The 23,281-nt window shown below is 57.4% G+C and carries 41 protein-coding genes, 2 tRNA genes and 1 other RNA gene; 32 read left to right on the plus strand and 12 right to left on the minus strand.

Translation table 11 applies throughout. The features are described from left to right. The first annotated feature begins 46 nt into the window (after positions 1-46). Positions 47-1,525, plus strand: a complete 1,479-nt coding sequence (gene gndA, locus VVR12_RS01525) for an NADP-dependent phosphogluconate dehydrogenase (RefSeq protein WP_368549351.1) — start codon at positions 47-49, stop codon at positions 1,523-1,525. 96 nt (positions 1,526-1,621) lie between these two features. On the opposite strand, the gene epsC is transcribed toward gndA, so the two are convergent. From epsC to msrA, 3 genes are all read right to left on the minus strand, one after another. After that, on the minus strand, positions 1,622-2,206 hold the full coding sequence (epsC, locus tag VVR12_RS01530; protein WP_368549352.1) for a serine O-acetyltransferase EpsC: 585 nt from the start codon (positions 2,204-2,206) through the stop codon (positions 1,622-1,624). Between the two features lie 156 nt (positions 2,207-2,362). Next, entirely contained in the window at positions 2,363-3,298 is a 936-nt protein-coding gene (cysK, locus tag VVR12_RS01535) for a cysteine synthase A (protein WP_368549353.1), read from the minus strand. A gap of 109 nt (positions 3,299-3,407) precedes the next feature. After that, positions 3,408-3,929 carry a peptide-methionine (S)-S-oxide reductase MsrA gene (gene msrA / locus VVR12_RS01540; RefSeq protein ID WP_368549354.1) on the minus strand — a complete coding sequence of 174 codons (522 nt, stop codon included), beginning with the start codon at positions 3,927-3,929 and terminating at the stop codon, positions 3,408-3,410. Positions 3,930-4,021: 92 nt separating this feature from the next. Here msrA and VVR12_RS01545 point away from each other — a divergent pair, with 92 nt between their 5' ends. Then, entirely contained in the window at positions 4,022-4,927 is a 906-nt protein-coding gene (locus VVR12_RS01545) for a Nif3-like dinuclear metal center hexameric protein (RefSeq protein ID WP_368549355.1), read from the plus strand. On the opposite strand, the gene VVR12_RS01550 is transcribed toward VVR12_RS01545, so the two are convergent. Further along, positions 4,924-5,706, minus strand: coding sequence for a YaaA family protein (locus tag VVR12_RS01550; protein WP_368549356.1), 783 nt, complete (start codon positions 5,704-5,706; stop codon positions 4,924-4,926). The genes VVR12_RS01545 and VVR12_RS01550 overlap by 4 nt on opposite strands. Before the next feature lie 48 nt (positions 5,707-5,754). Between VVR12_RS01550 and rnpB the strand changes: the two genes are divergently transcribed. Next, an RNA gene (rnpB, locus tag VVR12_RS01555) (RNase P RNA component class A) lies at positions 5,755-6,119 on the plus strand. 9 nt (positions 6,120-6,128) lie between these two features. Here rnpB and def read toward each other — a convergent pair. From def to orn, 3 genes are all read right to left on the minus strand, one after another. After that, positions 6,129-6,713 (minus strand): peptide deformylase, encoded by a 585-nt coding sequence (def, locus tag VVR12_RS01560; protein ID WP_368549357.1) that lies wholly within the window; start codon positions 6,711-6,713, stop codon positions 6,129-6,131. 86 nt (positions 6,714-6,799) lie between these two features. After that, a tRNA-His gene (locus VVR12_RS01565) sits at positions 6,800-6,875 on the minus strand. A 133-nt stretch (positions 6,876-7,008) separates the two neighbouring features. Further along, positions 7,009-7,674 (minus strand): oligoribonuclease, encoded by a 666-nt coding sequence (gene orn / locus VVR12_RS01570; protein ID WP_409349865.1) that lies wholly within the window; start codon positions 7,672-7,674, stop codon positions 7,009-7,011. Positions 7,675-7,782: 108 nt separating this feature from the next. On the opposite strand from orn, the gene mptB reads away from it, so the two are divergent. The 3 genes from mptB to VVR12_RS01585 all read left to right on the plus strand — a co-directional run bounded on the left by mptB (position 7,783) and on the right by VVR12_RS01585 (position 10,451). Then, positions 7,783-9,345 carry a polyprenol phosphomannose-dependent alpha 1,6 mannosyltransferase MptB gene (gene mptB, locus VVR12_RS01575; protein WP_368549359.1) on the plus strand — a complete coding sequence of 521 codons (1,563 nt, stop codon included), beginning with the start codon at positions 7,783-7,785 and terminating at the stop codon, positions 9,343-9,345. A gap of 63 nt (positions 9,346-9,408) precedes the next feature. Further along, positions 9,409-9,481: transfer RNA gene (locus tag VVR12_RS01580), tRNA-Arg, on the plus strand. A gap of 550 nt (positions 9,482-10,031) precedes the next feature. Continuing rightward, positions 10,032-10,451 (plus strand): hypothetical protein, encoded by a 420-nt coding sequence (locus VVR12_RS01585; RefSeq protein ID WP_368549360.1) that lies wholly within the window; start codon positions 10,032-10,034, stop codon positions 10,449-10,451. 48 nt (positions 10,452-10,499) lie between these two features. Here the strand turns inward: VVR12_RS01585 and xerC are convergent, their stop codons facing one another. The 4 genes from xerC to VVR12_RS01605 form a co-directional block, all read right to left on the minus strand. Then, the gene (xerC, locus tag VVR12_RS01590; RefSeq protein ID WP_368549361.1) at positions 10,500-11,504 is read right to left on the minus strand and encodes a tyrosine recombinase XerC; all 1,005 of its coding nucleotides are present in this window, start codon (positions 11,502-11,504) and stop codon (positions 10,500-10,502) included. A 206-nt stretch (positions 11,505-11,710) separates the two neighbouring features. Next, a complete protein-coding gene (locus VVR12_RS01595) occupies positions 11,711-12,256 on the minus strand; it encodes an HIRAN domain-containing protein (RefSeq protein ID WP_368549362.1) in 546 nt (181 codons plus the stop codon). After that, positions 12,243-12,629 (minus strand): ImmA/IrrE family metallo-endopeptidase, encoded by a 387-nt coding sequence (locus VVR12_RS01600; RefSeq protein WP_368549363.1) that lies wholly within the window; start codon positions 12,627-12,629, stop codon positions 12,243-12,245. Before VVR12_RS01600 ends, VVR12_RS01595 begins: the two co-directional genes overlap by 14 nt. Continuing rightward, positions 12,629-12,958, minus strand: a complete 330-nt coding sequence (locus VVR12_RS01605) for a hypothetical protein (protein WP_368549364.1) — start codon at positions 12,956-12,958, stop codon at positions 12,629-12,631. The genes VVR12_RS01600 and VVR12_RS01605 overlap by 1 nt, the downstream gene beginning before the upstream one ends. A gap of 118 nt (positions 12,959-13,076) precedes the next feature. On the opposite strand from VVR12_RS01605, the gene VVR12_RS01610 reads away from it, so the two are divergent. Together VVR12_RS01610 and VVR12_RS01615 are read left to right on the plus strand one after the other, a co-directional pair. Then, on the plus strand, positions 13,077-13,310 hold the full coding sequence (locus VVR12_RS01610) for a helix-turn-helix domain-containing protein (RefSeq protein WP_368549365.1): 234 nt from the start codon (positions 13,077-13,079) through the stop codon (positions 13,308-13,310). A gap of 428 nt (positions 13,311-13,738) precedes the next feature. Next, complete coding sequence (locus VVR12_RS01615; protein ID WP_368549366.1) at positions 13,739-14,011, plus strand: hypothetical protein; 273 nt, start codon at positions 13,739-13,741, stop codon at positions 14,009-14,011. 446 nt (positions 14,012-14,457) lie between these two features. Here the strand turns inward: VVR12_RS01615 and VVR12_RS01620 are convergent, their stop codons facing one another. Next, the gene (locus tag VVR12_RS01620) at positions 14,458-14,997 is read right to left on the minus strand and encodes a hypothetical protein (protein WP_368549367.1); all 540 of its coding nucleotides are present in this window, start codon (positions 14,995-14,997) and stop codon (positions 14,458-14,460) included. Positions 14,998-15,073: 76 nt separating this feature from the next. Here VVR12_RS01620 and VVR12_RS01625 point away from each other — a divergent pair, with 76 nt between their 5' ends. The 24 genes from VVR12_RS01625 to VVR12_RS01740 all read left to right on the plus strand — a co-directional run bounded on the left by VVR12_RS01625 (position 15,074) and on the right by VVR12_RS01740 (position 23,262). Then, positions 15,074-15,811 carry a BRO family protein gene (locus VVR12_RS01625; RefSeq protein WP_368549368.1) on the plus strand — a complete coding sequence of 246 codons (738 nt, stop codon included), beginning with the start codon at positions 15,074-15,076 and terminating at the stop codon, positions 15,809-15,811. A gap of 66 nt (positions 15,812-15,877) precedes the next feature. Continuing rightward, the gene (locus VVR12_RS01630; RefSeq protein ID WP_368549369.1) at positions 15,878-16,066 is read left to right on the plus strand and encodes a hypothetical protein; all 189 of its coding nucleotides are present in this window, start codon (positions 15,878-15,880) and stop codon (positions 16,064-16,066) included. Continuing rightward, positions 16,063-16,251 (plus strand): helix-turn-helix transcriptional regulator, encoded by a 189-nt coding sequence (locus VVR12_RS01635; protein WP_368549370.1) that lies wholly within the window; start codon positions 16,063-16,065, stop codon positions 16,249-16,251. Before VVR12_RS01630 ends, VVR12_RS01635 begins: the two co-directional genes overlap by 4 nt. Further along, positions 16,248-16,496: a hypothetical protein gene (locus tag VVR12_RS01640; RefSeq protein ID WP_368549371.1), complete on the plus strand. Its 249-nt coding sequence runs from the start codon at positions 16,248-16,250 to the stop codon at positions 16,494-16,496. The genes VVR12_RS01635 and VVR12_RS01640 overlap by 4 nt, the downstream gene beginning before the upstream one ends. Then, complete coding sequence (locus VVR12_RS01645; protein WP_368549372.1) at positions 16,489-16,881, plus strand: HNH endonuclease; 393 nt, start codon at positions 16,489-16,491, stop codon at positions 16,879-16,881. Before VVR12_RS01640 ends, VVR12_RS01645 begins: the two co-directional genes overlap by 8 nt. A 120-nt stretch (positions 16,882-17,001) precedes the next feature. Next, entirely contained in the window at positions 17,002-17,469 is a 468-nt protein-coding gene (locus tag VVR12_RS01650; protein ID WP_368549373.1) for a helix-turn-helix domain-containing protein, read from the plus strand. Positions 17,470-17,676: 207 nt separating this feature from the next. Continuing rightward, positions 17,677-17,826, plus strand: a complete 150-nt coding sequence (locus VVR12_RS01655; protein ID WP_368549374.1) for a hypothetical protein — start codon at positions 17,677-17,679, stop codon at positions 17,824-17,826. Positions 17,827-17,836: 10 nt separating this feature from the next. Further along, a complete protein-coding gene (locus VVR12_RS01660; RefSeq protein ID WP_368549375.1) occupies positions 17,837-18,073 on the plus strand; it encodes a hypothetical protein in 237 nt (78 codons plus the stop codon). 2 nt (positions 18,074-18,075) lie between these two features. Continuing rightward, a complete protein-coding gene (locus VVR12_RS01665; RefSeq protein ID WP_368549376.1) occupies positions 18,076-18,291 on the plus strand; it encodes a hypothetical protein in 216 nt (71 codons plus the stop codon). Next, positions 18,288-18,551 carry a hypothetical protein gene (locus VVR12_RS01670; RefSeq protein ID WP_368549377.1) on the plus strand — a complete coding sequence of 88 codons (264 nt, stop codon included), beginning with the start codon at positions 18,288-18,290 and terminating at the stop codon, positions 18,549-18,551. Before VVR12_RS01665 ends, VVR12_RS01670 begins: the two co-directional genes overlap by 4 nt. Continuing rightward, a complete protein-coding gene (locus VVR12_RS01675) occupies positions 18,548-18,751 on the plus strand; it encodes a hypothetical protein (RefSeq protein WP_368549378.1) in 204 nt (67 codons plus the stop codon). Before VVR12_RS01670 ends, VVR12_RS01675 begins: the two co-directional genes overlap by 4 nt. Then, positions 18,751-19,020 (plus strand): hypothetical protein, encoded by a 270-nt coding sequence (locus VVR12_RS01680; protein ID WP_368549379.1) that lies wholly within the window; start codon positions 18,751-18,753, stop codon positions 19,018-19,020. The genes VVR12_RS01675 and VVR12_RS01680 overlap by 1 nt, the downstream gene beginning before the upstream one ends. Continuing rightward, positions 19,020-19,238 (plus strand): hypothetical protein, encoded by a 219-nt coding sequence (locus VVR12_RS01685; protein ID WP_368549380.1) that lies wholly within the window; start codon positions 19,020-19,022, stop codon positions 19,236-19,238. The genes VVR12_RS01680 and VVR12_RS01685 overlap by 1 nt, the downstream gene beginning before the upstream one ends. Continuing rightward, on the plus strand, positions 19,238-19,435 hold the full coding sequence (locus VVR12_RS01690; protein WP_368549381.1) for a hypothetical protein: 198 nt from the start codon (positions 19,238-19,240) through the stop codon (positions 19,433-19,435). The genes VVR12_RS01685 and VVR12_RS01690 overlap by 1 nt, the downstream gene beginning before the upstream one ends. After that, a complete protein-coding gene (locus tag VVR12_RS01695) occupies positions 19,436-19,906 on the plus strand; it encodes a hypothetical protein (protein WP_368549382.1) in 471 nt (156 codons plus the stop codon). Then, positions 19,907-20,395 carry a single-stranded DNA-binding protein gene (locus tag VVR12_RS01700; RefSeq protein ID WP_368549383.1) on the plus strand — a complete coding sequence of 163 codons (489 nt, stop codon included), beginning with the start codon at positions 19,907-19,909 and terminating at the stop codon, positions 20,393-20,395. It abuts the gene before it with no gap. Positions 20,396-20,412: 17 nt separating this feature from the next. Then, a complete protein-coding gene (locus VVR12_RS01705) occupies positions 20,413-20,667 on the plus strand; it encodes a hypothetical protein (protein WP_368549384.1) in 255 nt (84 codons plus the stop codon). Continuing rightward, positions 20,664-20,993 carry a hypothetical protein gene (locus VVR12_RS01710; protein ID WP_368549385.1) on the plus strand — a complete coding sequence of 110 codons (330 nt, stop codon included), beginning with the start codon at positions 20,664-20,666 and terminating at the stop codon, positions 20,991-20,993. The genes VVR12_RS01705 and VVR12_RS01710 overlap by 4 nt, the downstream gene beginning before the upstream one ends. A 2-nt stretch (positions 20,994-20,995) precedes the next feature. After that, the gene (locus VVR12_RS01715; protein WP_368549386.1) at positions 20,996-21,217 is read left to right on the plus strand and encodes a hypothetical protein; all 222 of its coding nucleotides are present in this window, start codon (positions 20,996-20,998) and stop codon (positions 21,215-21,217) included. Beyond that, entirely contained in the window at positions 21,210-21,968 is a 759-nt protein-coding gene (locus VVR12_RS01720; RefSeq protein ID WP_368549387.1) for a hypothetical protein, read from the plus strand. Before VVR12_RS01715 ends, VVR12_RS01720 begins: the two co-directional genes overlap by 8 nt. A 183-nt stretch (positions 21,969-22,151) precedes the next feature. Further along, a complete protein-coding gene (locus VVR12_RS01725) occupies positions 22,152-22,343 on the plus strand; it encodes a hypothetical protein (RefSeq protein WP_368549388.1) in 192 nt (63 codons plus the stop codon). Then, a complete protein-coding gene (locus VVR12_RS01730) occupies positions 22,340-22,621 on the plus strand; it encodes a hypothetical protein (protein ID WP_368549389.1) in 282 nt (93 codons plus the stop codon). The genes VVR12_RS01725 and VVR12_RS01730 overlap by 4 nt, the downstream gene beginning before the upstream one ends. A 12-nt stretch (positions 22,622-22,633) precedes the next feature. Then, the gene (locus tag VVR12_RS01735) at positions 22,634-22,810 is read left to right on the plus strand and encodes a hypothetical protein (protein WP_368549390.1); all 177 of its coding nucleotides are present in this window, start codon (positions 22,634-22,636) and stop codon (positions 22,808-22,810) included. Beyond that, positions 22,807-23,262, plus strand: coding sequence for a hypothetical protein (locus VVR12_RS01740; protein ID WP_368549391.1), 456 nt, complete (start codon positions 22,807-22,809; stop codon positions 23,260-23,262). The genes VVR12_RS01735 and VVR12_RS01740 overlap by 4 nt, the downstream gene beginning before the upstream one ends. The last annotated feature ends 19 nt before the right edge of the window (positions 23,263-23,281 follow it).

Consider the following 23,281-nt stretch of genomic DNA (forward strand, 5'->3'; position numbering starts at 1 on the left):
AGAAAAAAATTCTGTCGGTTCTCCGCGGTACACGTACAGTTGTTACATGAGTGAAAACAATTCGAACCCCAAAGCTCAGATCGGGGTTACCGGTCTGGCCGTCATGGGTGCTAATCTGGCACGCAATCTCGCCCGCAACGGTTACACCGTGGCGTTGCATAACCGTTCCGTGGAAAAAACTGACGCCCTCATTTCCCAGCACGGCGACGAGGGAAACTTTATTCGCACCGAAACCCTGCAGGAGCTGGTGGACTCGCTCGAGTCTCCCCGCCGCATCCTGATCATGGTCAAGGCCGGCGCTCCGGTGGACGCCGTGATCGATCAGCTGGTGCCCCTGCTCGACGAAGACGACATCATCATCGACGGTGGTAATTCTCACTTCCCCGATACCATTCGCCGCGAGCGAGACCTGGCCGCCAAGGGTCTGCACTTCGTTGGCGTGGGTGTCTCCGGCGGTGAGGAGGGCGCCCTCCTGGGACCGTCGATCATGCCCGGTGGCTCGAAGAAGTCCTATGACTCTGTGGGCCCCATGCTGGAGAAGATCGCGGCGAAAGCTGCCGATGGCACCCCCTGCTGCTCGTGGATTTCCACCGACGGCGCCGGCCACTTCGTGAAGATGGTGCACAACGGTATCGAATACGCCGATATGCAGGTGATTGGCGAGGCCTACGATCTGCTCCGTTCCGTAGCTGGTTTGGAACCGCAGGAACAGGCTGAGATCTTCAAGCAGTGGAACACCACCGAGTTGAACTCTTACCTGATCGAGATCACCTCCGAGGTGCTCGGTCACATCGACGCCAAGACTGGCAAGCCGCTGGTCGACGTGATTGTTGACCAAGCCGGTCAGAAGGGCACCGGACGCTGGACCGTACAGGCCGCGTTGGACCTCGGTTCGCCGGTGACCGGCATCGCCGAGTCCGTGTTCGCACGCGCACTCTCGTCCTCCCGCCCCGAAGCCCGTAAGCAGGCGCAACAGGAGCTGCCCGCCGGCGTCCTCTCCGAGACCGCCGCCGAGCACGATGAGGCGTTCGTTGAGGACGTCCGCAAGGCGTTGTTTGCCTCGAAGCTGGTTTCGTACGCTCAGGGCCTCGACCAGATCATCGCCGCCGGTGAAGAGTACGACTGGGAGCTGCACCTCGACGAAATCGCAGGTCTGTGGCGCGCCGGCTGCATCATTCGCGCGGAACTGCTCGGCGAGATCATGGACGCCTACAAGGGCGATTCCCGACCGGTCAACATGCTCCTGGCTCCGGGCTTCAAGAAGCTGATGGAAGACCTGCTTCCCTCGTGGCGTCGCGTGATCGTCAAGGCCACCGAACTGGGAATCCCCGTGCCCGTGTTCGCCTCTTCGCTGTCGTACTACGACGGTCTGCGTCGCGACCGCCTGCCCGCGGCTCTCATCCAGGGCCAGCGCGACTTCTTCGGCGCGCACACCTACGCCCGCATCGATGCGGACGGCATGTGGCACACCAACTGGAGCGGCGACCGTTCCGAGATCGATGCAGCAAGTTCGCACACTCACTAGGCCGTTGAACAGGGGAAGAACCCCTCATCGACCATAAATACAGAACGCCCCGTGGCTCACTGGCCACGGGGCGTTCTGTCTAGAGCTGGGATCCATTTAGATCCACATCGCCGGGTCAATGTAAGAGACCGGATCCACCAACGGTTTCTGTTTCTCTGGCGTGCGGGGCCGCGATTTAGCGGGGATGCCGGTGATGATGGACTCGGCGGGGTGGTCATGCACCACCACAGCGTTGCCACCGATCGCCGAATCGTCCCCAATGACCACCGGGCCCAGTACCTTCGCACCGGCACCGATCGTCACGCGGTTGCCGATGGTGGGGTGACGCTTGGTCTTGGCGAGCGACCGCCCGCCCAGGGTCACCTGGTGGTACAGCATGACGTCGTCACCGATTTCTGTGGTTTCACCGATCACCACGCCCATACCGTGGTCGATAAAGAACCGCCGACCGATCTGCGCACCGGGGTGAATCTCAATGCCCGTCAGGAATCGAGAGATCTGCGAGAGCGTGCGGGCAGCTAGTTTAGTGCTGTCGTTCTGCCAGAGGCGATGGGAGAGACGATGAATCCAAATCGCGTGCAAGCCCGAGTAATTGAGGATGATCTCGAGGTCGCTGCGCACAGCGGGGTCGTTGAGTCGTGCCGTGTGGAGGTCTTCACGCAGACGCTGGGAGAAGCTCATCGCCGTCCTTCAAAGAGAAATTTTGATACTTATCAATCATAATCAACACCGTGTGAGCTAAATCAATTCCACCGCAGGGAACCTTTTTTCAAGAATTTAAACTGAACGGGCTCTCCCGCGAAAGGAGAGCCCGAACCAGTGAAGATTCAGCAGGGATTAGCCACGAATGTCTTCGTACAGAACGGTAGAGATGTAACGCTCACCGAAGTCGGGGACGATAGCCACAATCAGCTTGTCCTTGTTCTCAGACTTCTTTGCTTCTTCGATAGCCGCCCACACGGCTGCGCCTGCCGAGATGCCGCCGAGGATGCCCTCTTCGGAACCGAGCTGACGAGAAGTAGCAACCGAGTCTTCTACAGAGACGGGGACCACCGAATCGTAGATTTCGCGATCAAGGGTTTCGGGAATGAAGTTCGCACCGAGACCCTGGATCTTGTGGGGGCCAGCCTTACCACCGGAGAGCAAGGGGGAGTCCTTCGGCTCGACGGCAACAACCTTCACCGAGGGGTTCTTCTCCTTCAGGTACTTGCCCGCACCCGAGACGGTGCCACCGGTACCAACGCCTGCCACGAGAATGTCGATCTCACCCTCGGTGGATTCCCAGATCTCAGGGCCGGTGGTGTTGTAGTGAATCTCGGGGTTGGCGGTATTGGTGAACTGCGAAGCCAAGATGGCGTTATCGGTGGTGTCCACGATCTCCTGGGCCTTCTCAACGGCGCCGCGCATACCCTCGGAACCGGGGGTCAGCACGATCTCGGCGCCATAGGCACGCAACATGACGCGGCGCTCGCTCGACATGGTTTCCGGCATAGTGAGCACGACGTTGTAACCGCGAGCGGCACCCACCATAGCCAGTGCGATTCCGGTGTTACCGGAGGTGCCTTCAACGATGGTGCCGCCGGGCTTGAGCTGACCCGACTTCTCGGCAGCGTCGACGATTGCCTTACCGATGCGATCCTTGACGGAGTTCGCGGGGTTGTAGAACTCGAGCTTCACGGCGACGTTGCCGGGGAGGTCTTTGTCGAGAGTGTTCAAACGAACGATCGGGGTGCCACCGATGACTTCGGTGATGTTGTTGTACATCTTAGACATGACATTCCTTTCGAGCGAAAGTATAAATTCGTGTTTCCACAGTCAACTTTACGAGATTTGATGTGAAAATTTGGGGGGTCTGACACGTAACGTCATAAACGCTCGTCACTTAGCGGAGATATTGGCTATATTGCCGACGTGCGTGAGAAAGCTTGGGGTTGATGATCGCCTGACAGTACCCCGAGAAGGGGTTGTTGGCGTAAAAATCCTGGTGGATCGGTTCCGCCTCCCAGAAGCGAGGGGCGGGTTCAATCACCGTGACGATCGGGTCGTCCCACCACTGCTGGGCGCGTTCTTTCGCAGCTTCGAACAACTCGCGCTGTTCTTCATTCTGGTAGAAGAGCACCGAACGGTACTGGCTGCCGACGTCTGCGCCCTGACGGTCCCAAGTCGTGGGATTGTGCGAGGTGAAAAATACATCCAGAACGGTCTCGGCGGGGATAATGTTTTCGTCGAAGGTCACCTTGACCACTTCGATGTGACCGGTCGTGCCGGAACACACCTCTCTGTAGGTGGGATTCTCAGTGTCTCCGCCGGCGTATCCGCAGACGGAGGCCGAAATGCCTTTGAGCTGGCGGAAGACGGTATCGATACACCAGAAGCAACCACTTCCGACGATGAATTCCTGCATGGGCGTTGGCTCCTTAGGTAGCGGGAGGTTATAGATGCCACACACACTAAGACTACTGAGGCTCGCTATTTATTCCATGAGAATATAGTTTTATGACTCAACATCACCCCACGCTGAACGACGTCGTCGACACCTTTCACTCGCTCTATCCGCCGCATTTAGCGGAGAGTTGGGACGCGTCCGGCCTGATTGCCGGGCGAGGGGAACGTACCGTGCAGAAAATTCTGTTCGCGGTGGATGCGGTTAGCGCAACCGCCGAGGAAGCCGTCCGAGAAGAGGCCCAGCTTCTCATCACTCACCACCCTCTGCTCCTGAAGGGCGCGAACTTCATCCCTGCCCAGGAGTACAAGGGGGCTGTTCTGCATACCTTGATCGAGAACAAGGTGGGGCTCCTGGCCGCGCACACCAACGCTGACAGCGCAGTTGACGGCGTGAACGAGGCCATCGCCGACCTATTGCGGTTGCGCGACGTCCAGATTCTTGCGGACGAGCAGATCCAAGAGAGAGACGGAAGTCAGCACACCGTGGGGTTGGGGCGCGTCGGACGGCTGGAGCAGCCGCTGAGCCTTCGAGAACTCGCCCAGTCGCTGGCTGAGATCCTCCCGGCTACCACCGGTGGCCTCCGGATCGCTGGCGACCCCGAGATGAAGGTAGAGCGAGTGGCCCTGTGTGGCGGTGCCGGGGACTCGCTCTTCGACGAGCTGCGCGCAAGCGACGCCGACGTCTACGTCACAGCCGATCTGCGACACCACCCCGCTTCGGAGCTACGCGAGCGCGCGCTGGTGGAAGGCACCGGACGCCCGGCGCTTATTGACTGCTCACACTTCGCCAGCGAGTGGCTGTGGCTCAACCGCGGCGCGCAGACCCTGCAGCAGGCACTAGCGGAGCGTGGCTTCCAGGTGGAATGCGAGGTCTCCACCCTTAACACCGATCCTTGGGATTTTCATGTTTCCACCGGTTCGGTTTCCGGGTCGGTCAGCACGACCGGTTTAGTCTAGAGGCTCTTCGGCTCCTCGGTGACGACCACCGTCAGCACACCGGCTTTTTTCTCGGTGGGCGCGGTCAGTTCCACCTTCCATGCGGGGGAGAGGCGCTCTGCAAGTTCGGCAGCGTCATCGATATCGGTGAGCTGTTGGCTGATCACGGTGCGTGCTAACAACCCCCTATAGTGCTTGGCCATGTGAGAGACGACGGTGCGCTGACCCGCGGCATTTTCCTTCTCGACGCGCACGGCCAGCGTTTGGGCAGGTCGTGGTCGATATGCCTGCGCGTAGTCTGCGGAGCGGCAGTCGAGCACCAACTGATCACCGATGGCGGCGTCGAGGGGGCCGGCCAGCTCGCCTCGCCAGAATTTCTTGAGGGAACCGATCTCACCCAGCGAGGTGCCCATAGAGAGCCGGTAGGCGGGTATGAGGTCGCCCGGACGCACCGCGCCCCACAGCGCCGAAATGACGAGCAGGTGCCGGTGGGCTCGTCCTCGTTCTTCCCCGGAGAAACCGGCAAGGTCGAGGGCGTCGAACAACACGCCGGTGTACACCTGCGACGCCGCGTGGGCGGGTTCTTCGTACAAGCGGGTGTTGCGTTGCACCTCAGCGGCCAGAGTTTTACCCACCTTCAGCTGTTCCAGCGCATCGGGGGACGCGCTGACCTTCTGCAATTGATCCACTACGGTTTCCCGTGCCTCGGAGAGCTCCGGGAAGGAGAGTTCTCCCAGATCGACGGGATCACCCGCAGGGGCCGGAGTTTTGGTTTCTGAGGGTGGGAGCAAGATGATCATCGGTCAATCCTGAAGGGGCTTGGCTCTGGTGTACAGTAGAGTGCTGAGCAGGGCACCCAGGCAATCGCGAGGATTCTTCTCGAGGAAAGTCCGGGCTCCACAGCACAGGGTGGTAGATAACCTCTACCCACGGTAACGTGCGGGCTAGTGCCACAGAAAACAGACCGCCCCCATGCGGGGTAAGGGTGAAAAGGTGGTGTAAGAGACCACCAGTTTCTTCGGTGACGAAGAAAGCTCGGTAAACCCCATCCGGAGCAAGACCAAATATGAACACGCTCGAGGGTTGTGCGCCCGATGTGTTCGGGTAGGTTGCTGGAGCGCCCCGCGAGGGAGCGCCTAGATGGATGATTGCCACCGTCCGCCGACGAAAGCCGCGGACGGCACAAAACCCGGCTTATCGGGTGCCCTGTTCTCTTCTCGTCTTAGTCGACCATGTCGTGGCCAAAGGGGTCCGGGTCTGTGCCGGGCAACCATGAATTTCCGTCCACGGTCCATCCCTCGCGCATGATGACCTTCTTCGACCGCGCCGTCCACTTCTTGTTGAGGCGGTTCACGTAGAGCTTGCCGTCAAGGTGGTCGGTCTCGTGTTGCATTACGCGAGCAAACCATCCGGTGGCCTCAAATTTGAGCGGTTCACCCTTCTCGTTCAAACCCGAGACTGAGACCCAGTCTGCGCGCTTGAGGGGAAACCCGTATCCGGGGAACGAGAGGCAGCCTTCTTCCTCGGTATCCGGGTCGGGGTCTTGGGTGGAGATTTTGCCCAGGGTCAAGACGGGATTGATGATGACACCGCGTTCGGGCACTCCGTCCGTGTTGGGGAAGTGGTAGTTGAACAGGCGCAGACCCACACCCACCTGGGGTGCCGCCAGGCCAACTCCGTTAGAGGCGTCCAGGGTTTCTTCCATATCGGCGATGAGCTTCTGCAGCTCCTCATCGAAGGTAGTCACCGGGGCAGCTGGCCGGTGCAGCACGGGGTTGCCGTGAACGACGATGGGAAGAATGGCCATGAAAGGATCCTCTCGCTGGGTGTGCTCGGTTGCGGTCAGGTAACAAAAAGGGCCGCTACGTAGATTACGTAACGACCCTTATCTTATGGGGTGATCGACGGGGGTTGAACCCGCGACCTCCTGGACCACAACCAGGCGCTCTGCCAACTGAGCTACGACCACCATGTGCATCAAATACGGCTGAAAGGTTTCCCTTGCCGCGTTTGGCAACAGAGAATACTTTATAGGAGTTTCGCAGAAATGCAAAATCCGAGGAGCCACTCAACCGGTGATGGTGCACACATCCAGAATTACCCTAGGCGGGGTTGATCTCCTGCCGGGTGTTCTTGATGTTTTCGGCGATCTTCTGAGATTCATCGGAGTCAGGGCCAGGCGCCGGGACGAAGACTGCATCACGGTAGTAGCGGAGCTCGTCGATGGAGTCCCGGATATCACCTAGCGCGCGGTGGTTTCCGGTCTTGGCCGGGGCGTTGTAATAGGCCTTGGGGTACCAGCGGCGCGCCAATTCCTTGATGGTCGAGACGTCGATGACCCGGTAGTGCAGGTAGTCGATGAGTTCCGGCATGTCTCGGACGAGGAACGTCTTATCAGTGCCGATCGAGTTTCCGGCCAACTGGGCCTTTCCAGCGGCGGGCACGTGCTCCTTGATATAGGCGAGCACCTGCTCCTGGGCGTCCTGCATGGTGGTGCCTTCAGCAAGCTCGGGGAGTAAGCCGGAGGTTTTATGCATGTTGGTGACGAAGTCGTTCATGTTGTCCAGGGCCTCCTGGGGAGGCTTGATAACGACGTCCACGCCGTCACCGAGGATGTTGAGCTCGGCGTCCGTCACCAACACTGCGACCTCTATCAACGCGTCTTTCTCTAGGGAGAGACCCGTCATTTCGCAGTCGATCCATACTATTCGTTCATTTGAAGTAGACACATTTTCTAATCTACCGCTTCTCTGAGTTGTTTCGGGCATAGCGGTCGGCCTGTATTCCCCCGACCTGTACTCGCGGGTACAACTTTGGACGGTTACCACCAGGTAAAATCGATCTCATTGAATTGACCCCAGAGCCCCAGGAGCCACATGTCTGTATCCATGACCGGTAACTCTGCCGCCTCTCGGGCCGTGCAACGTCGGGGCAAATACATCTACGGTTCTCCGCTGCGCACGATTATCTTCGGCACCATCGGCTCCCTGCTGGTGATGGTGGGCTCATTCGGCGTGGGGTGGCTGGCTGATGCGTCTTCGTTGTACCGTTTGCGCCCGATCATTGAACTGCGTTTCAACGTCACCAACATCGTGATCTGCATTGGCTTGCTGGCCGTGGGCGGAATGATGATGTGCCGCGAATGGTTGCGGCTTTCGCAGAAGTTGGTGGTCTGGCGGGGGAACGCGCGGCGGTGGACGTGGCTGGCGATCGTCTGCTGGACGCTCCCGCAGTGTTTCGCCTTCCCGCTATTCAGCCGAGACATCTTCTCGTACTTCGCCCAGGGCCGGGTGATGCTTTCGGGGCTGAACCCTTATGAAGTGGGCGTCTCGTACGTCAATAACTTCTTTCAGTTTGGGGCCGACCCGTTGTGGGCTCAGTCGCCGCCCCCGTACGGGCCAGTCTTTCTGTGGATTGAACAGTTGGTGGCGTGGATCGCCGGTAATAATGTTGACGCCGGGGTTTATCTCTTTCGAGGTGTAGCCCTGATCGGCGTTGGTCTCATCGCTATCTATGTGCCCAAACTGGCGCGTTTGCACGGCATCAACGAAACTCGTGCGTTGTGGTTGGTAGTCGCTAACCCGCTCTTTATCGCCCAGTTCGTTTCCGCAGGCCACAACGACGCTTTGATGACCGGCCTGGCCGTGGCCGCAACCTATCACGCGGCGGTCCAACGTAACTGGAAGGGCGGATTGCTCGGCATCACCCTGATGACCGCGGCGATCGCGATCAAGCCCATCGCCTTGGTGGCGCTTCCATTCATCGGGTTGTTGTGGGCCGGCCGCGGCGCCGGGTGGGTGCGCAAGTTCGCTTTTTGGGCACTGACGCTGGCGATCTCCATGGGGGAGATGGCCATCATGGGTTACATCAACGGTTTCGGATTCGGTTGGATTGATGCGTTGTCGACCACCGGCGGGCAGTACATCTGGTACGCCCCCACCGGTTTCATCTCCTGGGGAGCCGGAATGATCGCCGGGTCGCTGGTGGACGACGGCGGTATTGAGACGAAGGTGCGGGAGCTGATCGGTTCGGTGGGTAAGCTCGTCGGCATGATCGGGGCGGTCGTGGTGATGTTTGTTGGCCGCGACGAACGGCTCATTCGACGCATCGGTTATGCCTTGGCTTTCGTGGTGGTGCTCTCGCCGATGATTCAGTCGTGGTACCTGCTGTGGATCATTCCATTCATTGCGGCCTCCGGTATTCGTACGGACTGGCAACTAGATTTCTACTTCATCACCACGTTGTTCTTCATGATGTACGCCATCTGCGACCAGTTGGACGTTTCGCCGTACCTGCAAGATTTCGACATCAATATGGGACGCTTGCTGGCGGTTGTGATTACGGTGGCCTACGCCGCGTATTTGGTGTTTATCGACCCCGCAACGCGCCGGGTATTGCGCCGCAACCGCCGCTCGTCGGTTTTCCAGATGGTCATCTAGGGAGGGGTTTTGCCCCGCGTCTGGGGCGAGAGTAGGATAGTTCAGGATCGATTGCCGATCCCAGCCTCAGTAGCTCAGTGGATAGAGCAGGAGCCTTCTAATCTCTTGGTCGGGGGTTCGACTCCCTCCTGGGGCGCAGAAAAGCCGGTCTGACAAGCGCAAACAGTCAGACCGGTTTTAGCGAAAAAGCCAAAAAACGGTCGAAGTCATCTAATAGTCATCTAATGTGCGAGAGAAAATCCTGTGGCGAAGAAGAAAAAGAAGCGCAGACTCATCGAAGGTCGCGCCTTCCATCGACCCGGTCGATGCGAACTCTGTGAGGAACAGGAACCTGCCGTACGTTCGATGATCGACCACGAAAACAAGCTTGAGATAGTCGACCGGCATGCGGAATGTAATGAGCACGTAATCGACTTCAGCGTAGGCTTAGAGTGCGGATACGCTCAGACGGCCGAGAGGTTCTATGTCATAAGATGCTGCAGTGAACATAGAAATTTTCACACCCATCATATGGACCCCCTCCACCCGGGGATGAAAAAATATGAGATGGTAGAAGAGCATCACACAATCAACTCAGCAGAAGAAGCGAACGAGGCTTACAAGACAGCCCTTAAGACGGTAGCCGGAGACGGCGTCCAGATTTGGTGGGACAAATGGCGCAGATACGCACCCTACAAGAGCGCGCGATGATCGCAGCAGGAACAAACATGTTCCTGCGCACGGTCGAAGCCGGCCGTCGCCTTGCCAACGTCGCAACTAACCCAGAAACCGGTGAAGTCGTAGTAGTACCCGCGGCCCCCGAAGAATCAGCTGTCATCACCTATCACCGGATGGAACAGGCCGAAGCCGAAAAAATCATCTTGGCCACCCGCCAAGACTCAAAAACCGGTATCGCTATACTCCTGCGCGTCTCCCGTGACGAAACCACACCCGGCACCCCGAAAACGGAAACATACGATCTTACCGGTGACCTGACCACCCTTGAATGGATCCAACTAGCACAAAGAGACGAAGCTCAAGGGAAGGCACGCCACTTCACAGCTAACGGAAACGAGTTCGAAGTAGACTTCGATCTCATCGGAAAGCAAAGCTATGAGATGGCCTAGCGCACACAACACAGCCCCTCACCAACCAATGGTGAGGGGCCCCTTTACTTATTCCCCAAACGCCTCCAACACCCGCACAAGATTCGGCGACTCCTTCTGCTGAGCCACATAATGCCGGAGCGTGATGTTCTCATCCGAGTGGCCCAACAGAGCGCTCGCATGCGCCACGGAATCCACCCGGGCGACGTGGGTCGCCACGGTTGCGCGGATCATGTGAGGGTGGACGTGGGCGTAGTCGGTGCCGGCGACCTGCTTGCGCCACTGCTTGCGGAAGTTATGCGGGTTGTACAGCGTCCCTGCAGCCGAGGGGAAGACGATTGGCGTCACCGGGGCCCGGTGGGCGAGTGCCTCGAGCGCGAACCTGGGCAGATGGATCTTCTGCGCCGACCCGTCCGATTTAGGCCGCGCCGCCCAGACGGGTTTGTGCTTGTCCAGCTTCACGGCGCCGACGATCTGCACATATTCCTCGTCTAAGTGGACGTCCTGCCAGCGGAGGCCGAGCACCTCACTGATGCGGCACCCGGTGCCCAGCATGAAGTCGTACACGTCGCGGACGTCGCCGGTGAGGTGGGCGCGCATGCCCTGCACCTGCTCGACGGTGAGTGCGGTGGTCTCTTTGACGCGCTCCACATGTACGGTGGGGGCGGAGTCAACCGGGTTCGTGGTTACAGCGTCGAAACTGACAGCCAAAGCAAAGACCTGTTTCAGGATAGTCCGAGCATGCTTCGCGTTCGTCGCCCCCGCATCAGCCTTGAGCCCGGTGAGGAAAGTCCCCACACGCCCCGGCGTCACCTCCACCAGGGACAAGTCACCCATGCGTGGCAGGATGAACCTATCCGTGACGTATTCATACCGATCCAGCGTCGTAGGGGAGAGCTTCTTCTCAGCCAGGCCCTCACGCCACAACCGTGCCGCTGCACCCACCGTAGACGTACGCCCCAGCTCCGCACTCGTCGCCTGATACGACCGATCAACCAGCCGCGCTCGCAACTCCTCTTCAGCTGCAGCTCGAGTCCTGCCTGTGGCCTGCACCAACCGCAAACGACCATCCATATCCCTAAACCGCGCACGCGCTACCCAGCGCTTCGTCGCGACTTTCCACGCCGTGATGGACCCATAGGACCCAACGGGAATACGTCTCATCCCTGATACCCTTAATCCCGGTCAGCATTGCTGACTGAATAAGCCCCGCGCTTGCTTACTGTTTGGACGCACGAGCAAGCGTGGGGCGCCTTTATTAAAGTGGTGTGGTCTCATCTTTATTCAGATGGAGACTTTACCTGTAAGTCTTCTGTCTTTTTCTTGGTCCGGCCTCTGAAGAATCTAAAGAACTTACGTTCCTTACCCTTACCCTTTTCCTTTTTCTGTTTCGGAGCCTTAGTAAGAATGGGGAACTCGCCGCTCACTTCGTAAGTCTTGGGGATCTTATAGTGCTTCTTTGGGCGAGTAATCCAGAACGGCAAGTTGATTTCGTGAGGCTTATCAATGGAGATCTTTATGTCCAGCCCGTCAGCTTTGCTTACCGTCGCGGTTGGTAGGTATCCGGCTATGAAAATTGTCCGGATTTTAGGAGAGTATCTCTTTGCCCAATATTGAGATAGGTATCCTATCTTGATCCCTGCCCGGCGGACACTGATTGCATTGGGGTCGTATGGGTTGTTTGGTTCAGGGATGAGAGACACGCGCTTCCCACGGAGGTTTCCCATTAGTTTGATCTTGTCGGCTCGGTAGCTGGTTCCTACTACTTGGATGTTTTGGCTGGATCCCAGCCAATGGGTTTCGCGTGGTGTTTCAACTTTGGCCATGGTTTTCCTCGTGTGATGTTTCTAGGTATGTGGTCAGTATTTTGGGGGTCACTCCGAGCTCATATGCGAGCTGTGGAAGTGAATCATAGATGCGCGCTACGTCTATGAAGTCTTGATGGTCTATGAGTCGTAGGGCCGCGATTCGGTCGGCTCTTGCCTCTGCTTTGGCTGATAGGTGGTGGGGGATCAGCGGGGGATCGTACTCGGCGTGGACTATCTCGTGGGCGAGTGTGCACCTGTGCTGGATCCAGGTGAGCCCCGGGCGGAGGATGATGGTTTGGTTCCCTATCCAGCGTCCGCGTAGTCCGTGGCCGGGGTTCCCCTCAATCACCTTCAGACCTAGCTTATCTGCGTGGTGTTGAGGGTCGTACATTATGCGTACATGTCTCCTTCGTCGAGGTCGATCTGGTCATCGCTCTCGGCGGCGAGCGCGTAGTCGCGTCGGTAGATGTGCATGGCGTCTTCGGCACGTTCCATGAGTGGGGTGATGGGGATGCCGAGGGCGGCGCATATGTATTCGATGTCGGTGAGGGTTAGTTCTCGGTTGGCTTGGGATAGTCGGTCGTATAGGTAGGACTTCTTTCTGGGTATGAGTTCTGCGAGTTTGGGGATGGTTATTTGTCGGCGGCCTAGTTCGGCTAGTACTTCTGATCTGACGGCTAGCGCGAAGGCGTCTGGGCTGGTGCTTTTGTTGGTTCCCATGTGTTTGATTCTAGTGTATATTCGGTAGATATTCCGCATTTTCGGAAAATTTTTCGGGAAACGTTTGCAATGTCTCCACAATTGTGGAACAGTAGTTGTTGTCGAAAGGAGACAGACCATGAACTATCAGCAGGAAGTTGCTGGCAACGTTCGGGCTGAGGCCTCTCGTCGCAATATCGGCAAGGATGAATTGGCGAAAGCCGTTGGTCTGGGATCCTCTGCGATCCACTACCGATGGAGCGGTGAGAAGGAGTGGCGACTTTCGGAACTTTCCAAGATCGCCCCTGTTCTCGGCGTGAGCATCTCGGTGCTCACTCATAGCGAGTCCGATGTGACCGCTTTGGCCGCCTAATTTTTTTACCCAAGACTTCCGCAATTGCGGAAACCAAGACCGGAAACACCGGTAGCTGTTTGAAAAAGAAAACGCGGGCAACCGCGAAGCAAGACCTGCAAGGTGCAGGGATATTTACCCCATATCTGTGAGAGACAGGACTCTCGCGCTGGCCCGGGAGGGCTGTTTCGGAGACAAAGCGTGACATGACCCAGGTGTGGAGGACGACAAGTACCCCGGCAAGTGGACGGCAAAGCTACCCCTCGAGCTGAAGAGGTAAGACGGGTAGGCACACGGGAGGTAACGACTGCACCTGAACAGATGAGCCGGCGCATGGAAGCGCTCGCGGGGGTTCGATTCCCCCGGCTGGCACTGCTGATAAAGCACCCCCCACCGGCTACCAGACCGGGGGCACCCAACTCACTATTAACAATGAAAGGCCACCACCCGTGAAAACCACCGAAGAAATCCTCACCGAGACTCGACCCATCGAGAAGGCCATCTCTGCCGTCCTCAAAGAACTCGGGGACGCACGCGTCACCTACTTCGTCAACACGTACGCCCCCGACGCCACAGACCATCAGAAGACGCTAGCGGCCTTGAACCTGCTCACTAAACTCGACCTATTAATGCCTGAGCTAAGCGAGCATCGTGATTCTCTTGAGAACCTGCTTGCTCCGTTGCGTCAATCAGTTGTCCCAGAAGCTCCAACAGAGGAGTAGGCACCTGCTCGGAGTAATCCTGCTTGAGTGCTTCGAGGTTCTTCCGAGCTTTATCAAGAGATGGTGTAGCGGACATAGCTGCACCCCTTTCTGTTTCTAAATCGATAGATGGTGACGGCCCACTGGTACTGGGCGCGTCATCTTTAAAAGTAAGGGATACCTAGCTATCCAGAAAGTAATAAGCCCCCTGACGGTGGTCGTCAAGGGGCTTTCGCATATCCATATAGGAGTTTACCAAAGTGACAGTCACCCCGTTCGAGCGCTCGCATGCTGATAGAGGAGGGCATCGAGTGTTCTTCATGAACCTAGTCGTCCTGGGGGCGCTTGGATACATCATGTTTGAATCCCGCCGAGCAAGGCGCCGTCTTGATGCCCTCATCGCTTTCGAGAAGGAATCCTTCAACATGAACGCAGAGATGTTTAGGCATGTTCTGTGGGATTCTTGGTCATCCAGTGGTCATCTCTCGGGTTTTCCAGACACCGAGCCTGGTTCTCCAAACAACCTTGATTGATACCTGAGTGCTTTGCTCGCTTTCTATTCTGTCTTTAACGCTTGCTTCCGCAATCTCTCTTAATGAACGTCGGAATTGCCAACCGACGTCCAAATCTGGAGTGCTGAAAATGGTTGACGGTTTCGCGCTTGGCGGGGTGTCGTCAACCATAGGAGTGATTAGTGGCGGCACTTTTACTGGAGCTGGGCCATGCTCCTCCCTATATGGCAAGAAAACTTTGACATAGCTCTTGGGAGTCACTTTTTTCTTCTTAGAAGTTTGTGGTTTTTCGGATGCTGTCCATGCCTCAACTGTCACCTTATATGCAATGTCAGTTCCAGTATTCGTTACTAAGAAAAGTCCAGATGACTTCTTGTAGATGGTCCACTCAACGTCTGAGCGTTCCCTGGTGATGAGTATTTGCCACCACCCAAATAGGGCAGCCAGAACCGAAGCGATTACACCGATGATCGTGATTATTTCTATTGCATTCATCTTGTTTCATTTATAAGTGAAGCCCCCGGCGCGCATGCCGGGGGCTCTTGATTTCCCATGAAAGGGGATATATCCAATGTCAATTCTACCAGGCGGCTCTGATCTTCAGTCGTTCAACTTCAACGGCATCGCACTACGAGCCAAGCTAATCGACGGCGAACCATGGTTCGTAGCCGCTGACCTCGCTGCAGCACTCGGTTACTCCGACGCATACGAGGCTTCTAAACATGTCCTAGACAGCGAAGCTCAAAACCTGCAGATCGCCGGTTTTGGAAACCGCGGCGTGAAACTCGTCAATGAGTCCGGCCTCTACGCGATCATCATGCGCTCCAACAAACCCGAAGCGGTGGACTTCCGCCTCTGGGTCACCTCCGAGGTTCTACCCTCCATCCGCAAAACCGGATCCTACGAGAAACCAAGGACCCTCGAAGAACGCTCCCTCGAACTCATCGGCGAGCTCAGCGCTCGCGTTGAAGACCAGCGCCGAGAACTCGAAGCCGCCCGTCCGAAGGTGCAGACTTACGACAAGATCCTCACCCGCGATCACACCTTCGGTTTCCGTGACCTCTGCAAGGCTATCCGTGAGCACTTCCCCGTGAATGAGGCCGACGTGAAGCGCCTGCTACGGGAGAAGAAGATCCTCACCTCCAACTCGTTCCGTATGGATGTTTACTCTCACGCCGTAGACCAAGGCTGGGCGGTGCGCCGCCCGGCAGGGAAGTGGGGCAACAAAGAACGCTTTCAGCCCCGCTTCACGCAGAAGACGGTCGACTGGCTCCTTGAAGAGCTGGCACCCCTGGAAGACGCAGCCTAAACACCATCACCGTGAAGGCCCCGGCACAGCTGTCGGGGCCTTCTTGCTACCCGAAAGACTACAACGATGACGATGCTCCCTACCGCCGACACCATGCCCGATCAGCAGCGCTACGAGGCATATATCCCCGGTACAGAGAAAATTTCAATCTTTTACAACCGCACCGACGACAAGGGCCGTCGCTGGGCGTTGGACATCATCAACACCCGTACCTACGCCGCCGACCGCGTCACCCTGAAGGAGGATGACCAATGATCCGGATGATGACCATCAAGGACGTGATGGAAGTCCTGGCAGTCGGTAGGTCTACTTTCTTCCAGATGCGTAAGGACAGGCAATTCCCGCCGCCCACCATATATATCGGTGCTTCACCGCGCTGGGACTCCGAGACCGTCGACGCTTGGATCCGTGCTCAACGCAACGGGGCGGTGGCGGCATGAGCAAGACCCCACCCCGCTTCGTGACGATGGCCGACAGGGCTAAGGATATGCCCATTACCCCGCCTGGGGATGACGTGAAGAAGCTCAAGCTGTGCGGCCAGGACGACGCGGTACTGATGCAACCGGCGACCACCACCGAGGTGGAGCGACGCCGCGCGGCCCTGGCCATCGTCTACGGCATGGGCGGCCAGCCGATCGAAGCCAAAGAAGACGTGTTGAAGATGATGGGACTCACCCATGCCTGACGTACCCCGGAAGATTCGCAACGCGGTCTATACCCGCGATCACAACCAGTGCGTGGCCTGTGGAAGCACCACCGGGCTGACCCTGCAGCACCGCATTAACCGGGGCATGGGCGGCTCTAAGTACTTGGACACCCCGGATAACCTCATCACCCTCTGCCACCACGAGAACACCGCCCTCGAGTCGAACGCGCTCTTCGCGCTGGATGGGCGGGCGAAGGGCTTCAAGCTCTACTCGTACATGACACCCGCCGACTGCCCCGTGCTCTATGTGGACGGTTGGTACAGGCTCAAACCGGACGGCACCCGCACCCCCTGGCAGGGGCCCGTCCCAGACATGGCCAACGGGGAATCCGGGCCGGTGAGGTGGTCACGATGGGGCGCGTAGGAAGCCCGCTCTGGAAACAACTGGTCAACAAAGGACGCCTGGCTCGCATGGCCGCACTAGCCGAGCAAGGCATCCACGTGGACATCCCACTCGAAGAGATACCCAGGAAGGAGGAAGACAGTGAGCGACAAGTACAACAGGATGGCGGCCCGAGTCCGGGGACTAACCCCCAAAGCATGGCTGGTCCTCTGGCAACTAGCCGACCTCGCCAAGATTGACCGAGACGACCCAGATCTCAACCGAAAATCCTGGCTATCTCAACAACAACTCATCACCCGCACAGGATTCACCGAGAAAACCGTCCGCGCCGGCATCAAAGAACTCGAAGACCGCAAACTCATCATCGTCGACCGATCCGGCGCCGGATACGGAGGCCGCCACCAGTACTACATCAACGAGGCAGTACTCGAAGAACAGTACAAGCTCGGAGTCGCCGAGACAGACGCCGCCGACCGCATCAAGCGAGAGAAAGCAGCCGAACGCCAACGCGAATACCGCGCTCGCAAGGCCGCGATGAAGAGTATCGAGGAGATGCTCAGGCGGGAGCAGGAGCGGAACCGGCAACGGTCTGAACGTGACCGACTCTAACCCCCGTACCGGTAACAGCTCCCGTAACGTAACGGGAATTCTTACCGGTATGTCACGGGAATTCTTACCGTACGTGTCACGGGAATCCTTCCCGGCTAAAGACACTACATAAAAGACACAACAGAAGAGCACCACAAAAGCCACAACAAAACCCGGGGAGAGCTCTTCTAAAACGACTAGTACCTAAACGCGCGAAAAGGAACACCCATGCTCAACACCATCAAACGACTCATCCACACCATCACCCACCACAACAAACCAACCACCACCCACATCACCGTCACACCCACCAACCCCAACACCACCCCCGAAGAAATCGCCTACGCACTCCACAAAGCAACCACCACCAACAACTAGGAACAAACCCATGCCCTATACACAATCCATCCAAACCATCGACACCTACATGGCAGCAGGCAACCGAACCTCAACCCACGTCATCAAACACGCATCACTACACCACTCACTCCAAGCGCTCGCCGACACCACCAACAAACGAACCGAAGCTACCCACCGCCACATCATCGAAAGCCACATCGCCTTCCTGCTACCCATCGCCCGCACCTGGCAATCCAACCAACAACCCACAACCCAAGGAGCCTAACCATGAACCTAAGAGAACGCTTCCGCCGCAGACTCAACCGCATCATCGTCATCGCCATCAGGGTCTACATCGACAAGCGGGAAGACTACCTCACCGTCGGAGACGTCCAAGACGTCAAACGCCTCTTAGTCACCCTCAACAAGAACCCCGAATCAGCCCTCGCCATCATGCAATGGGTAGATCACATTGAAAAACGCAGGAAGGAAGACCTCTCATGACCACCCACAACCAAGACACCTCCGAAGCGCTGGCAAGACTCACCGGCAGGCTCCTAGCTCGAACCATTCTCATGCCCGTCGGGTTGGTAATGCGAATTGCTTTCAACCGATACCTCAAGAAGAACGCTGAGCACTTCACCGAACTAGACCGAGCCACCCTGTTGAACATCTCCAAGAACGCTCACAACGACGGTACTCGGGCAGCTCATGAATTCATCCAGTGGCTTGACCACTTCGAAACCAGAAAGAACCGCGCATGACCACCGAACAGATCATCGGCCTGCTCGCTGTCATAGGCATCGGCGGCCTCCTAGCCATCAGCATGAAGAACATCGGCGACCGGGTAGCCGCCGACCAGGCACCATCCCTACGAGCCGAGAGCATCGCCTACAGCGTCATCTGCGCCCTGGCCATCCTCGGCATAGCCCACGCCTCCCTGACCGCCCTGGGAGCCATCTAATGGAACCTATCGACTACGTACAGAAGCACTTCGACGAATTCGCCGACCGGGCACCTGATAGGAAGACCGCCGCCGCGTACCACAACCTCGGTTCCTTCATGGTCGGGCTGCAGGAACCCATCACGCAGCTGAGGAAGGTCGGGGAGATCACCCGCGACCCGGTATTCAGCGACCTCGCCGACGACCTTGCCCGGTATCAGGAATCAATCACGGAACGGATGGCTGAGAAGATCCGCTCCACCCTCGAAAACGAAACGGAGATCAACTAATGAACGACGTAACCAACCGCTCCATGCCACCAGAATTGAACGCCTTCGACTTCCACATCTGCTCCCAATTCGGCAAAGTCACCGGCTACCGGCTGGTTGAAGACGCCCAGATGGGGCTTTACACCTACGAAATCCTCCTCACTAACTGCAAGACCATCCGATACATCAAAGACAACCAAGTAGCCGCAGTGGCAGAACCAAACGAGGAGAACAACTAATGAACGATCTCATCCCCACCGTCATCAACACTTTCTCCGTCGTCCTAGCCGCCTTCTTCGGCTTCTTCGTAGTCGTCGGCGTAGAGGAATGGCTCCGAGCCCAATGGCACAAGCGCAAGGCCTGGCAAGCCGCAGCTAAAACCGCGAAAACACTCTACGAAGCGGCGGAGAGCGCACAGCGAAAGGACAACGAGTAAATGACCAACAAAACCATCACCCTCCTCGCCGCCCTCACGCTCGCTGTCTGCCTCACCGGTTGCGGGAAAGACTCGGACGAATACGCCGAGGTCTGCGTAGACCGGTCCACTAACACCCGCGTCAGTGATGACCGCTGCAGGGACATCGACCGTGAGGACAACGACGGCGGCTCGAACATGATGTGGGCTTGGTTGTACATGTCCAGCATGAATCAGAACCATGCTCAGTTGCCAGCGGTAGGGTCGCGCCTGCCAGCCCATGTGAGAACAACTTACGACTACCCCTCTCGCGGCTCTATCTACAGTAAGACCCCGGCCCGTGGCGGTGAGGTGTCGAACGTGAAGTCTTCCTCCACGAAGGTCGGTGGTTCCACATCGGGCGGGTCTTCTCGCTCAGGGTACAAGGGAAGCTCTGGTTCTAAGGGCGGAACCACGGGTGGCCGTGTCAGCGGTGGAAGGGCAGGAAAGTAAATGGCTGGAGAAACCACTATCACCATCGTCGGCAACCTCACCGGTGACCCAGAGCTTCGATTCACCCCGAACGGTGTGGCCGTCGCGAACTTTACCATTGCATCCACACCTCGAACTTTCGACAAGCAGGCAGGGGAGTGGCGTGACGGGGAGACTCTTTTCCTCCGCGCGTCAGCCTGGAAGGACCTCGCCGAGAACACTGCCGAGTCACTCCGTAAGGGTATGCGGGTCATCGCCCAGGGTCGGCTGAAGTCACGCACCTATGAAACCCAGGAAGGCGAGCGCCGCACCAGTATGGAGTTGGAACTCGATGAGATCGGCCCGTCTCTGCGGCATGCGACCGCTAGTGTGCAGCGTAACCAGCGCGGTGGTAACACCTACGGCACCGGTCAGCCTTGGGATGATGCCGGGTTTCAACCCAACCAGGCACCTACCCAGGGCAATGGAACGCCGCATCAACAGGGCTCTGGGATAGAGCCACCCTTCTAAACCACAGGACACGCATCATGGACCGCATCCCACCACTACCCCTCAAAACAGCACTCGAGGACGCCTACGCCGAATACATCAACGACGGCACACCTATCGACGTCGAACCCGAAGAGCTCCGACAGCTCCTGGATGAGATAGACCACCTGGAAGGGCTTCTCACGGAGGTATCCCACCAGAGGGACTATTGGAGACAAAGAGCAATCGAACGAGCGCGCCGCATCCCGTCCTGGGTCGGCGCGCTCGGCGTTTTGAGGGGGTGGGTGCGGTGAGGGCTAACCGTGCTAGAGCGCCTAAACCAACCCGGGCGAACATCTACACCTACACCGACCCCTACGGCGACACCCTCGAAGTCGTCCCCACCGGCGACGGTGGAATCCAATGGGAGATCACCCCAAAGGACGGCCCCACCTACGAAGTCAGGATGCCACGAAAGATCGCCACCAGCGAGCTCATGCGCCTATTCCGCAAAGCAGTCGACGCCACCGGACAAACCCCCGACGAGATCAAAAAAGACTTCCGCAAAGCCCACAAACTCCCACCCCAACGGGTCACCCTACCCGGATCATCATTCGGGAAAACCACAAAGGAGAGCTAACAATGACCGACAAAATGACCATCACCCTCGAACTCGAAAACATCGGAAACGTCGAATTGTCCTGTGAGACAGACCTTCAGAACGCCCCGGAAAAGATCCCCTACGTAGCCCAGCAGATCGCGACCATGATGATGCAACAGCTCATTCAGGTACTCGACTCAGGCGAAACCCACTACGAACGCACCATCACCTCACGTCCCGAACAGGAGAACACCAATGACTAAGTACACCTCGACCACGACTGTTGAAGCTATCCGCGTTGAACCGGGTTCGGCTGATCCGTACATTGAATGGCTTGAGAGCCGGGGCTGTTCTGCGTCATTCACGATGAACGAAATCCACTTCAGCACCGTTGATAATTATCTCTATATTGCTGATCTAGGGGACTACATCATTCACCACGGCGGCGCTGAATTTTCTGTGATGACTTCAGAACTCTTTGAGGAAACTTACACCGCTGAAGAAACCACCGACTGGCATGGCCTGACCGCCGCTATCAAGGCCGGTGAACCCATCGACTGGGAGGCACTGGACGGGCGCAAAGCGAAGTGCGTCCACGAGACAATGGGCGAGCTTGTCTACGAACTCGAACGATTCAAGGCACACAGCACCCCCACTTACGCCGCCGCATGGTGCTCAGCGCGGTCTAGCCGTGTTTGGTGGGACGCGCTTTCCAGAGCGTGGAAAGGCAGAGAGGGCTGGACGCTCTACATCGACGGCCCCATACCGCTCAAGCGCAAAACCGCAGACCAACTACCCCTTGGGATGTGTTTCCGTGGCGTTGTCAAAGACCCCATTGAAGGTGAAGATGCGGACTACCCTCGTTGCCAAGTTCTCGCCCAAGACAACGCCGAAACCCGAGTAATCGCATACAGGAAAGACCTTTGGCCCATGTCTATGTTTACTGAACCGTCCCAATTAGAGGTCATCAAGGAATACGGCATCGGCACGGTCAAGGCAGGCGACGATGAGTAGGCCCGCCTTTTGCCACCCCTGTTACAGGCCACTGGCGTCATGAGCGGCCTTATCCATGATGCGAATGGCGCCCTCGATTCTATGCCTTCAGATGAGGTTATGCGGGCGGCCGGGTTCACTGACCACCGCCCAGGGGTCTGGTACTTCTGGTGCCCCGCTCACCGGCCTTGGCTGATTTTCAGTGTGAAGATCGAAAAGGCCACGGGCAGGTTCAAGACATGCGTCTCGACCCATGATTTCTCCCAACCCCGCTACTACCAGCAGCTCAAGAACGCTGAGGCTATCCGGGAAAGCATCGACCGCATCGTCAAGGAACTCAACGACGCCGGAATACACATCGCCCACGACCACAACCGATATGGAAACTACCCATGAACGAAACATTCCGCCGATTACTCCGCGCCTACCCAGGCTTCTTCGAAAGACCATTCACCATCCACGTAGAAACCATTTACAACACAAAAGTAGTCCTCTCAGGCAACGGCATATTCCGCGGAGAAAAAGAAAAACACAGAGCCTCAATCGAACTCAAAACCATCAACCACCACGAAATCGACAAACTCAAAACCCGAATAAACGCCTCAGAACTAACAACCTTCATCCAAGACTGCCTCAACTACCTCGACTCACTAACCAACCACCAAAACAGCTAAGGACAAACCAACATGGAAACCACCGACCTACTCACCGAAGCCGAAATAATCCTCGCCGAAGCAAAACGAGTCGCAGGCCAACTAGCCTTCGACCAACAAGCAAAAGACTCACAAACCCAACGCATCAACGCCCTCACCGCGCTCGCGGCGCAATACATCGACCTTTACCGTGCGAAGGAGATCAGATGACCATCACCCCATGGCATCTCAAAGATTACCCACTCAACAAAGACGACGTCTTAGAGACCGGGGAGATCAACGGGTACATCTGGGTCACCGCCAAAGCCCCGTTCTATGGCATCAACGGTTACATCCGCATCCCAGATGCTCACACTAATCATCCGTGGCAGGAGGAAGGGGATTACATCTGTGACCAGGACTCATTCGACGACGACGCAGAATGCTGGGAATGGGGCGAGGAAACATTCCACGATGGCCGCTGGCACGGGTTCGGCACCCAACACTTCAACGACGCTTGGCCCGCCGCCTATGTCTGGGAGGGCGAACTTCCCCTCGCCTCCAAGTACCCTAGGGATAAGTGGCGTACCCCAGAATCCGTTGTTCGCCAAGTGCAGCAGATGGCCCGCCACGCAGACCACACTTACCAGCAGCTAGTCACTACCGGTAACTACACGATCTAGGAGAACACATGATCCTCGT

It is taken from the genome of Rothia sp. LK2588, assembly GCF_040946465.1.
Classification (GTDB): Bacteria; Actinomycetota; Actinomycetes; order Actinomycetales; family Micrococcaceae; genus Rothia.

Coding starts and splice junctions, on each gene's coding strand:
- gndA (WP_368549351.1), top strand. CDS start 47: ATGAGTGAAAACAATTCGAACCCCAAAGCTCAGATCGGGGTTACCGGT.
- epsC (WP_368549352.1), bottom strand. CDS start 2,206: ATGAGCTTCTCCCAGCGTCTGCGTGAAGACCTCCACACGGCACGACTC.
- cysK (WP_368549353.1), bottom strand. CDS start 3,298: ATGTCTAAGATGTACAACAACATCACCGAAGTCATCGGTGGCACCCCG.
- msrA (WP_368549354.1), bottom strand. CDS start 3,929: ATGCAGGAATTCATCGTCGGAAGTGGTTGCTTCTGGTGTATCGATACC.
- VVR12_RS01545 (WP_368549355.1), top strand. CDS start 4,022: ATGACTCAACATCACCCCACGCTGAACGACGTCGTCGACACCTTTCAC.
- VVR12_RS01550 (WP_368549356.1), bottom strand. CDS start 5,706: ATGATCATCTTGCTCCCACCCTCAGAAACCAAAACTCCGGCCCCTGCG.
- def (WP_368549357.1), bottom strand. CDS start 6,713: ATGGCCATTCTTCCCATCGTCGTTCACGGCAACCCCGTGCTGCACCGG.
- orn (WP_409349865.1), bottom strand. CDS start 7,674: ATGCCCGAAACAACTCAGAGAAGCGGTAGATTAGAAAATGTGTCTACT.
- mptB (WP_368549359.1), top strand. CDS start 7,783: ATGTCTGTATCCATGACCGGTAACTCTGCCGCCTCTCGGGCCGTGCAA.
- VVR12_RS01585 (WP_368549360.1), top strand. CDS start 10,032: ATGATCGCAGCAGGAACAAACATGTTCCTGCGCACGGTCGAAGCCGGC.
- xerC (WP_368549361.1), bottom strand. CDS start 11,504: ATGGATGGTCGTTTGCGGTTGGTGCAGGCCACAGGCAGGACTCGAGCT.
- VVR12_RS01595 (WP_368549362.1), bottom strand. CDS start 12,256: ATGGCCAAAGTTGAAACACCACGCGAAACCCATTGGCTGGGATCCAGC.
- VVR12_RS01600 (WP_368549363.1), bottom strand. CDS start 12,629: ATGTACGACCCTCAACACCACGCAGATAAGCTAGGTCTGAAGGTGATT.
- VVR12_RS01605 (WP_368549364.1), bottom strand. CDS start 12,958: ATGGGAACCAACAAAAGCACCAGCCCAGACGCCTTCGCGCTAGCCGTC.
- VVR12_RS01610 (WP_368549365.1), top strand. CDS start 13,077: ATGAACTATCAGCAGGAAGTTGCTGGCAACGTTCGGGCTGAGGCCTCT.
- VVR12_RS01620 (WP_368549367.1), bottom strand. CDS start 14,997: ATGAATGCAATAGAAATAATCACGATCATCGGTGTAATCGCTTCGGTT.
- VVR12_RS01625 (WP_368549368.1), top strand. CDS start 15,074: ATGTCAATTCTACCAGGCGGCTCTGATCTTCAGTCGTTCAACTTCAAC.
- VVR12_RS01630 (WP_368549369.1), top strand. CDS start 15,878: ATGACGATGCTCCCTACCGCCGACACCATGCCCGATCAGCAGCGCTAC.
- VVR12_RS01635 (WP_368549370.1), top strand. CDS start 16,063: ATGATCCGGATGATGACCATCAAGGACGTGATGGAAGTCCTGGCAGTC.
- VVR12_RS01640 (WP_368549371.1), top strand. CDS start 16,248: ATGAGCAAGACCCCACCCCGCTTCGTGACGATGGCCGACAGGGCTAAG.
- VVR12_RS01645 (WP_368549372.1), top strand. CDS start 16,489: ATGCCTGACGTACCCCGGAAGATTCGCAACGCGGTCTATACCCGCGAT.
- VVR12_RS01655 (WP_368549374.1), top strand. CDS start 17,677: ATGCTCAACACCATCAAACGACTCATCCACACCATCACCCACCACAAC.
- VVR12_RS01660 (WP_368549375.1), top strand. CDS start 17,837: ATGCCCTATACACAATCCATCCAAACCATCGACACCTACATGGCAGCA.
- VVR12_RS01665 (WP_368549376.1), top strand. CDS start 18,076: ATGAACCTAAGAGAACGCTTCCGCCGCAGACTCAACCGCATCATCGTC.
- VVR12_RS01670 (WP_368549377.1), top strand. CDS start 18,288: ATGACCACCCACAACCAAGACACCTCCGAAGCGCTGGCAAGACTCACC.
- VVR12_RS01675 (WP_368549378.1), top strand. CDS start 18,548: ATGACCACCGAACAGATCATCGGCCTGCTCGCTGTCATAGGCATCGGC.
- VVR12_RS01680 (WP_368549379.1), top strand. CDS start 18,751: ATGGAACCTATCGACTACGTACAGAAGCACTTCGACGAATTCGCCGAC.
- VVR12_RS01685 (WP_368549380.1), top strand. CDS start 19,020: ATGAACGACGTAACCAACCGCTCCATGCCACCAGAATTGAACGCCTTC.
- VVR12_RS01690 (WP_368549381.1), top strand. CDS start 19,238: ATGAACGATCTCATCCCCACCGTCATCAACACTTTCTCCGTCGTCCTA.
- VVR12_RS01695 (WP_368549382.1), top strand. CDS start 19,436: ATGACCAACAAAACCATCACCCTCCTCGCCGCCCTCACGCTCGCTGTC.
- VVR12_RS01700 (WP_368549383.1), top strand. CDS start 19,907: ATGGCTGGAGAAACCACTATCACCATCGTCGGCAACCTCACCGGTGAC.
- VVR12_RS01705 (WP_368549384.1), top strand. CDS start 20,413: ATGGACCGCATCCCACCACTACCCCTCAAAACAGCACTCGAGGACGCC.
- VVR12_RS01715 (WP_368549386.1), top strand. CDS start 20,996: ATGACCGACAAAATGACCATCACCCTCGAACTCGAAAACATCGGAAAC.
- VVR12_RS01720 (WP_368549387.1), top strand. CDS start 21,210: ATGACTAAGTACACCTCGACCACGACTGTTGAAGCTATCCGCGTTGAA.
- VVR12_RS01730 (WP_368549389.1), top strand. CDS start 22,340: ATGAACGAAACATTCCGCCGATTACTCCGCGCCTACCCAGGCTTCTTC.
- VVR12_RS01735 (WP_368549390.1), top strand. CDS start 22,634: ATGGAAACCACCGACCTACTCACCGAAGCCGAAATAATCCTCGCCGAA.
- VVR12_RS01740 (WP_368549391.1), top strand. CDS start 22,807: ATGACCATCACCCCATGGCATCTCAAAGATTACCCACTCAACAAAGAC.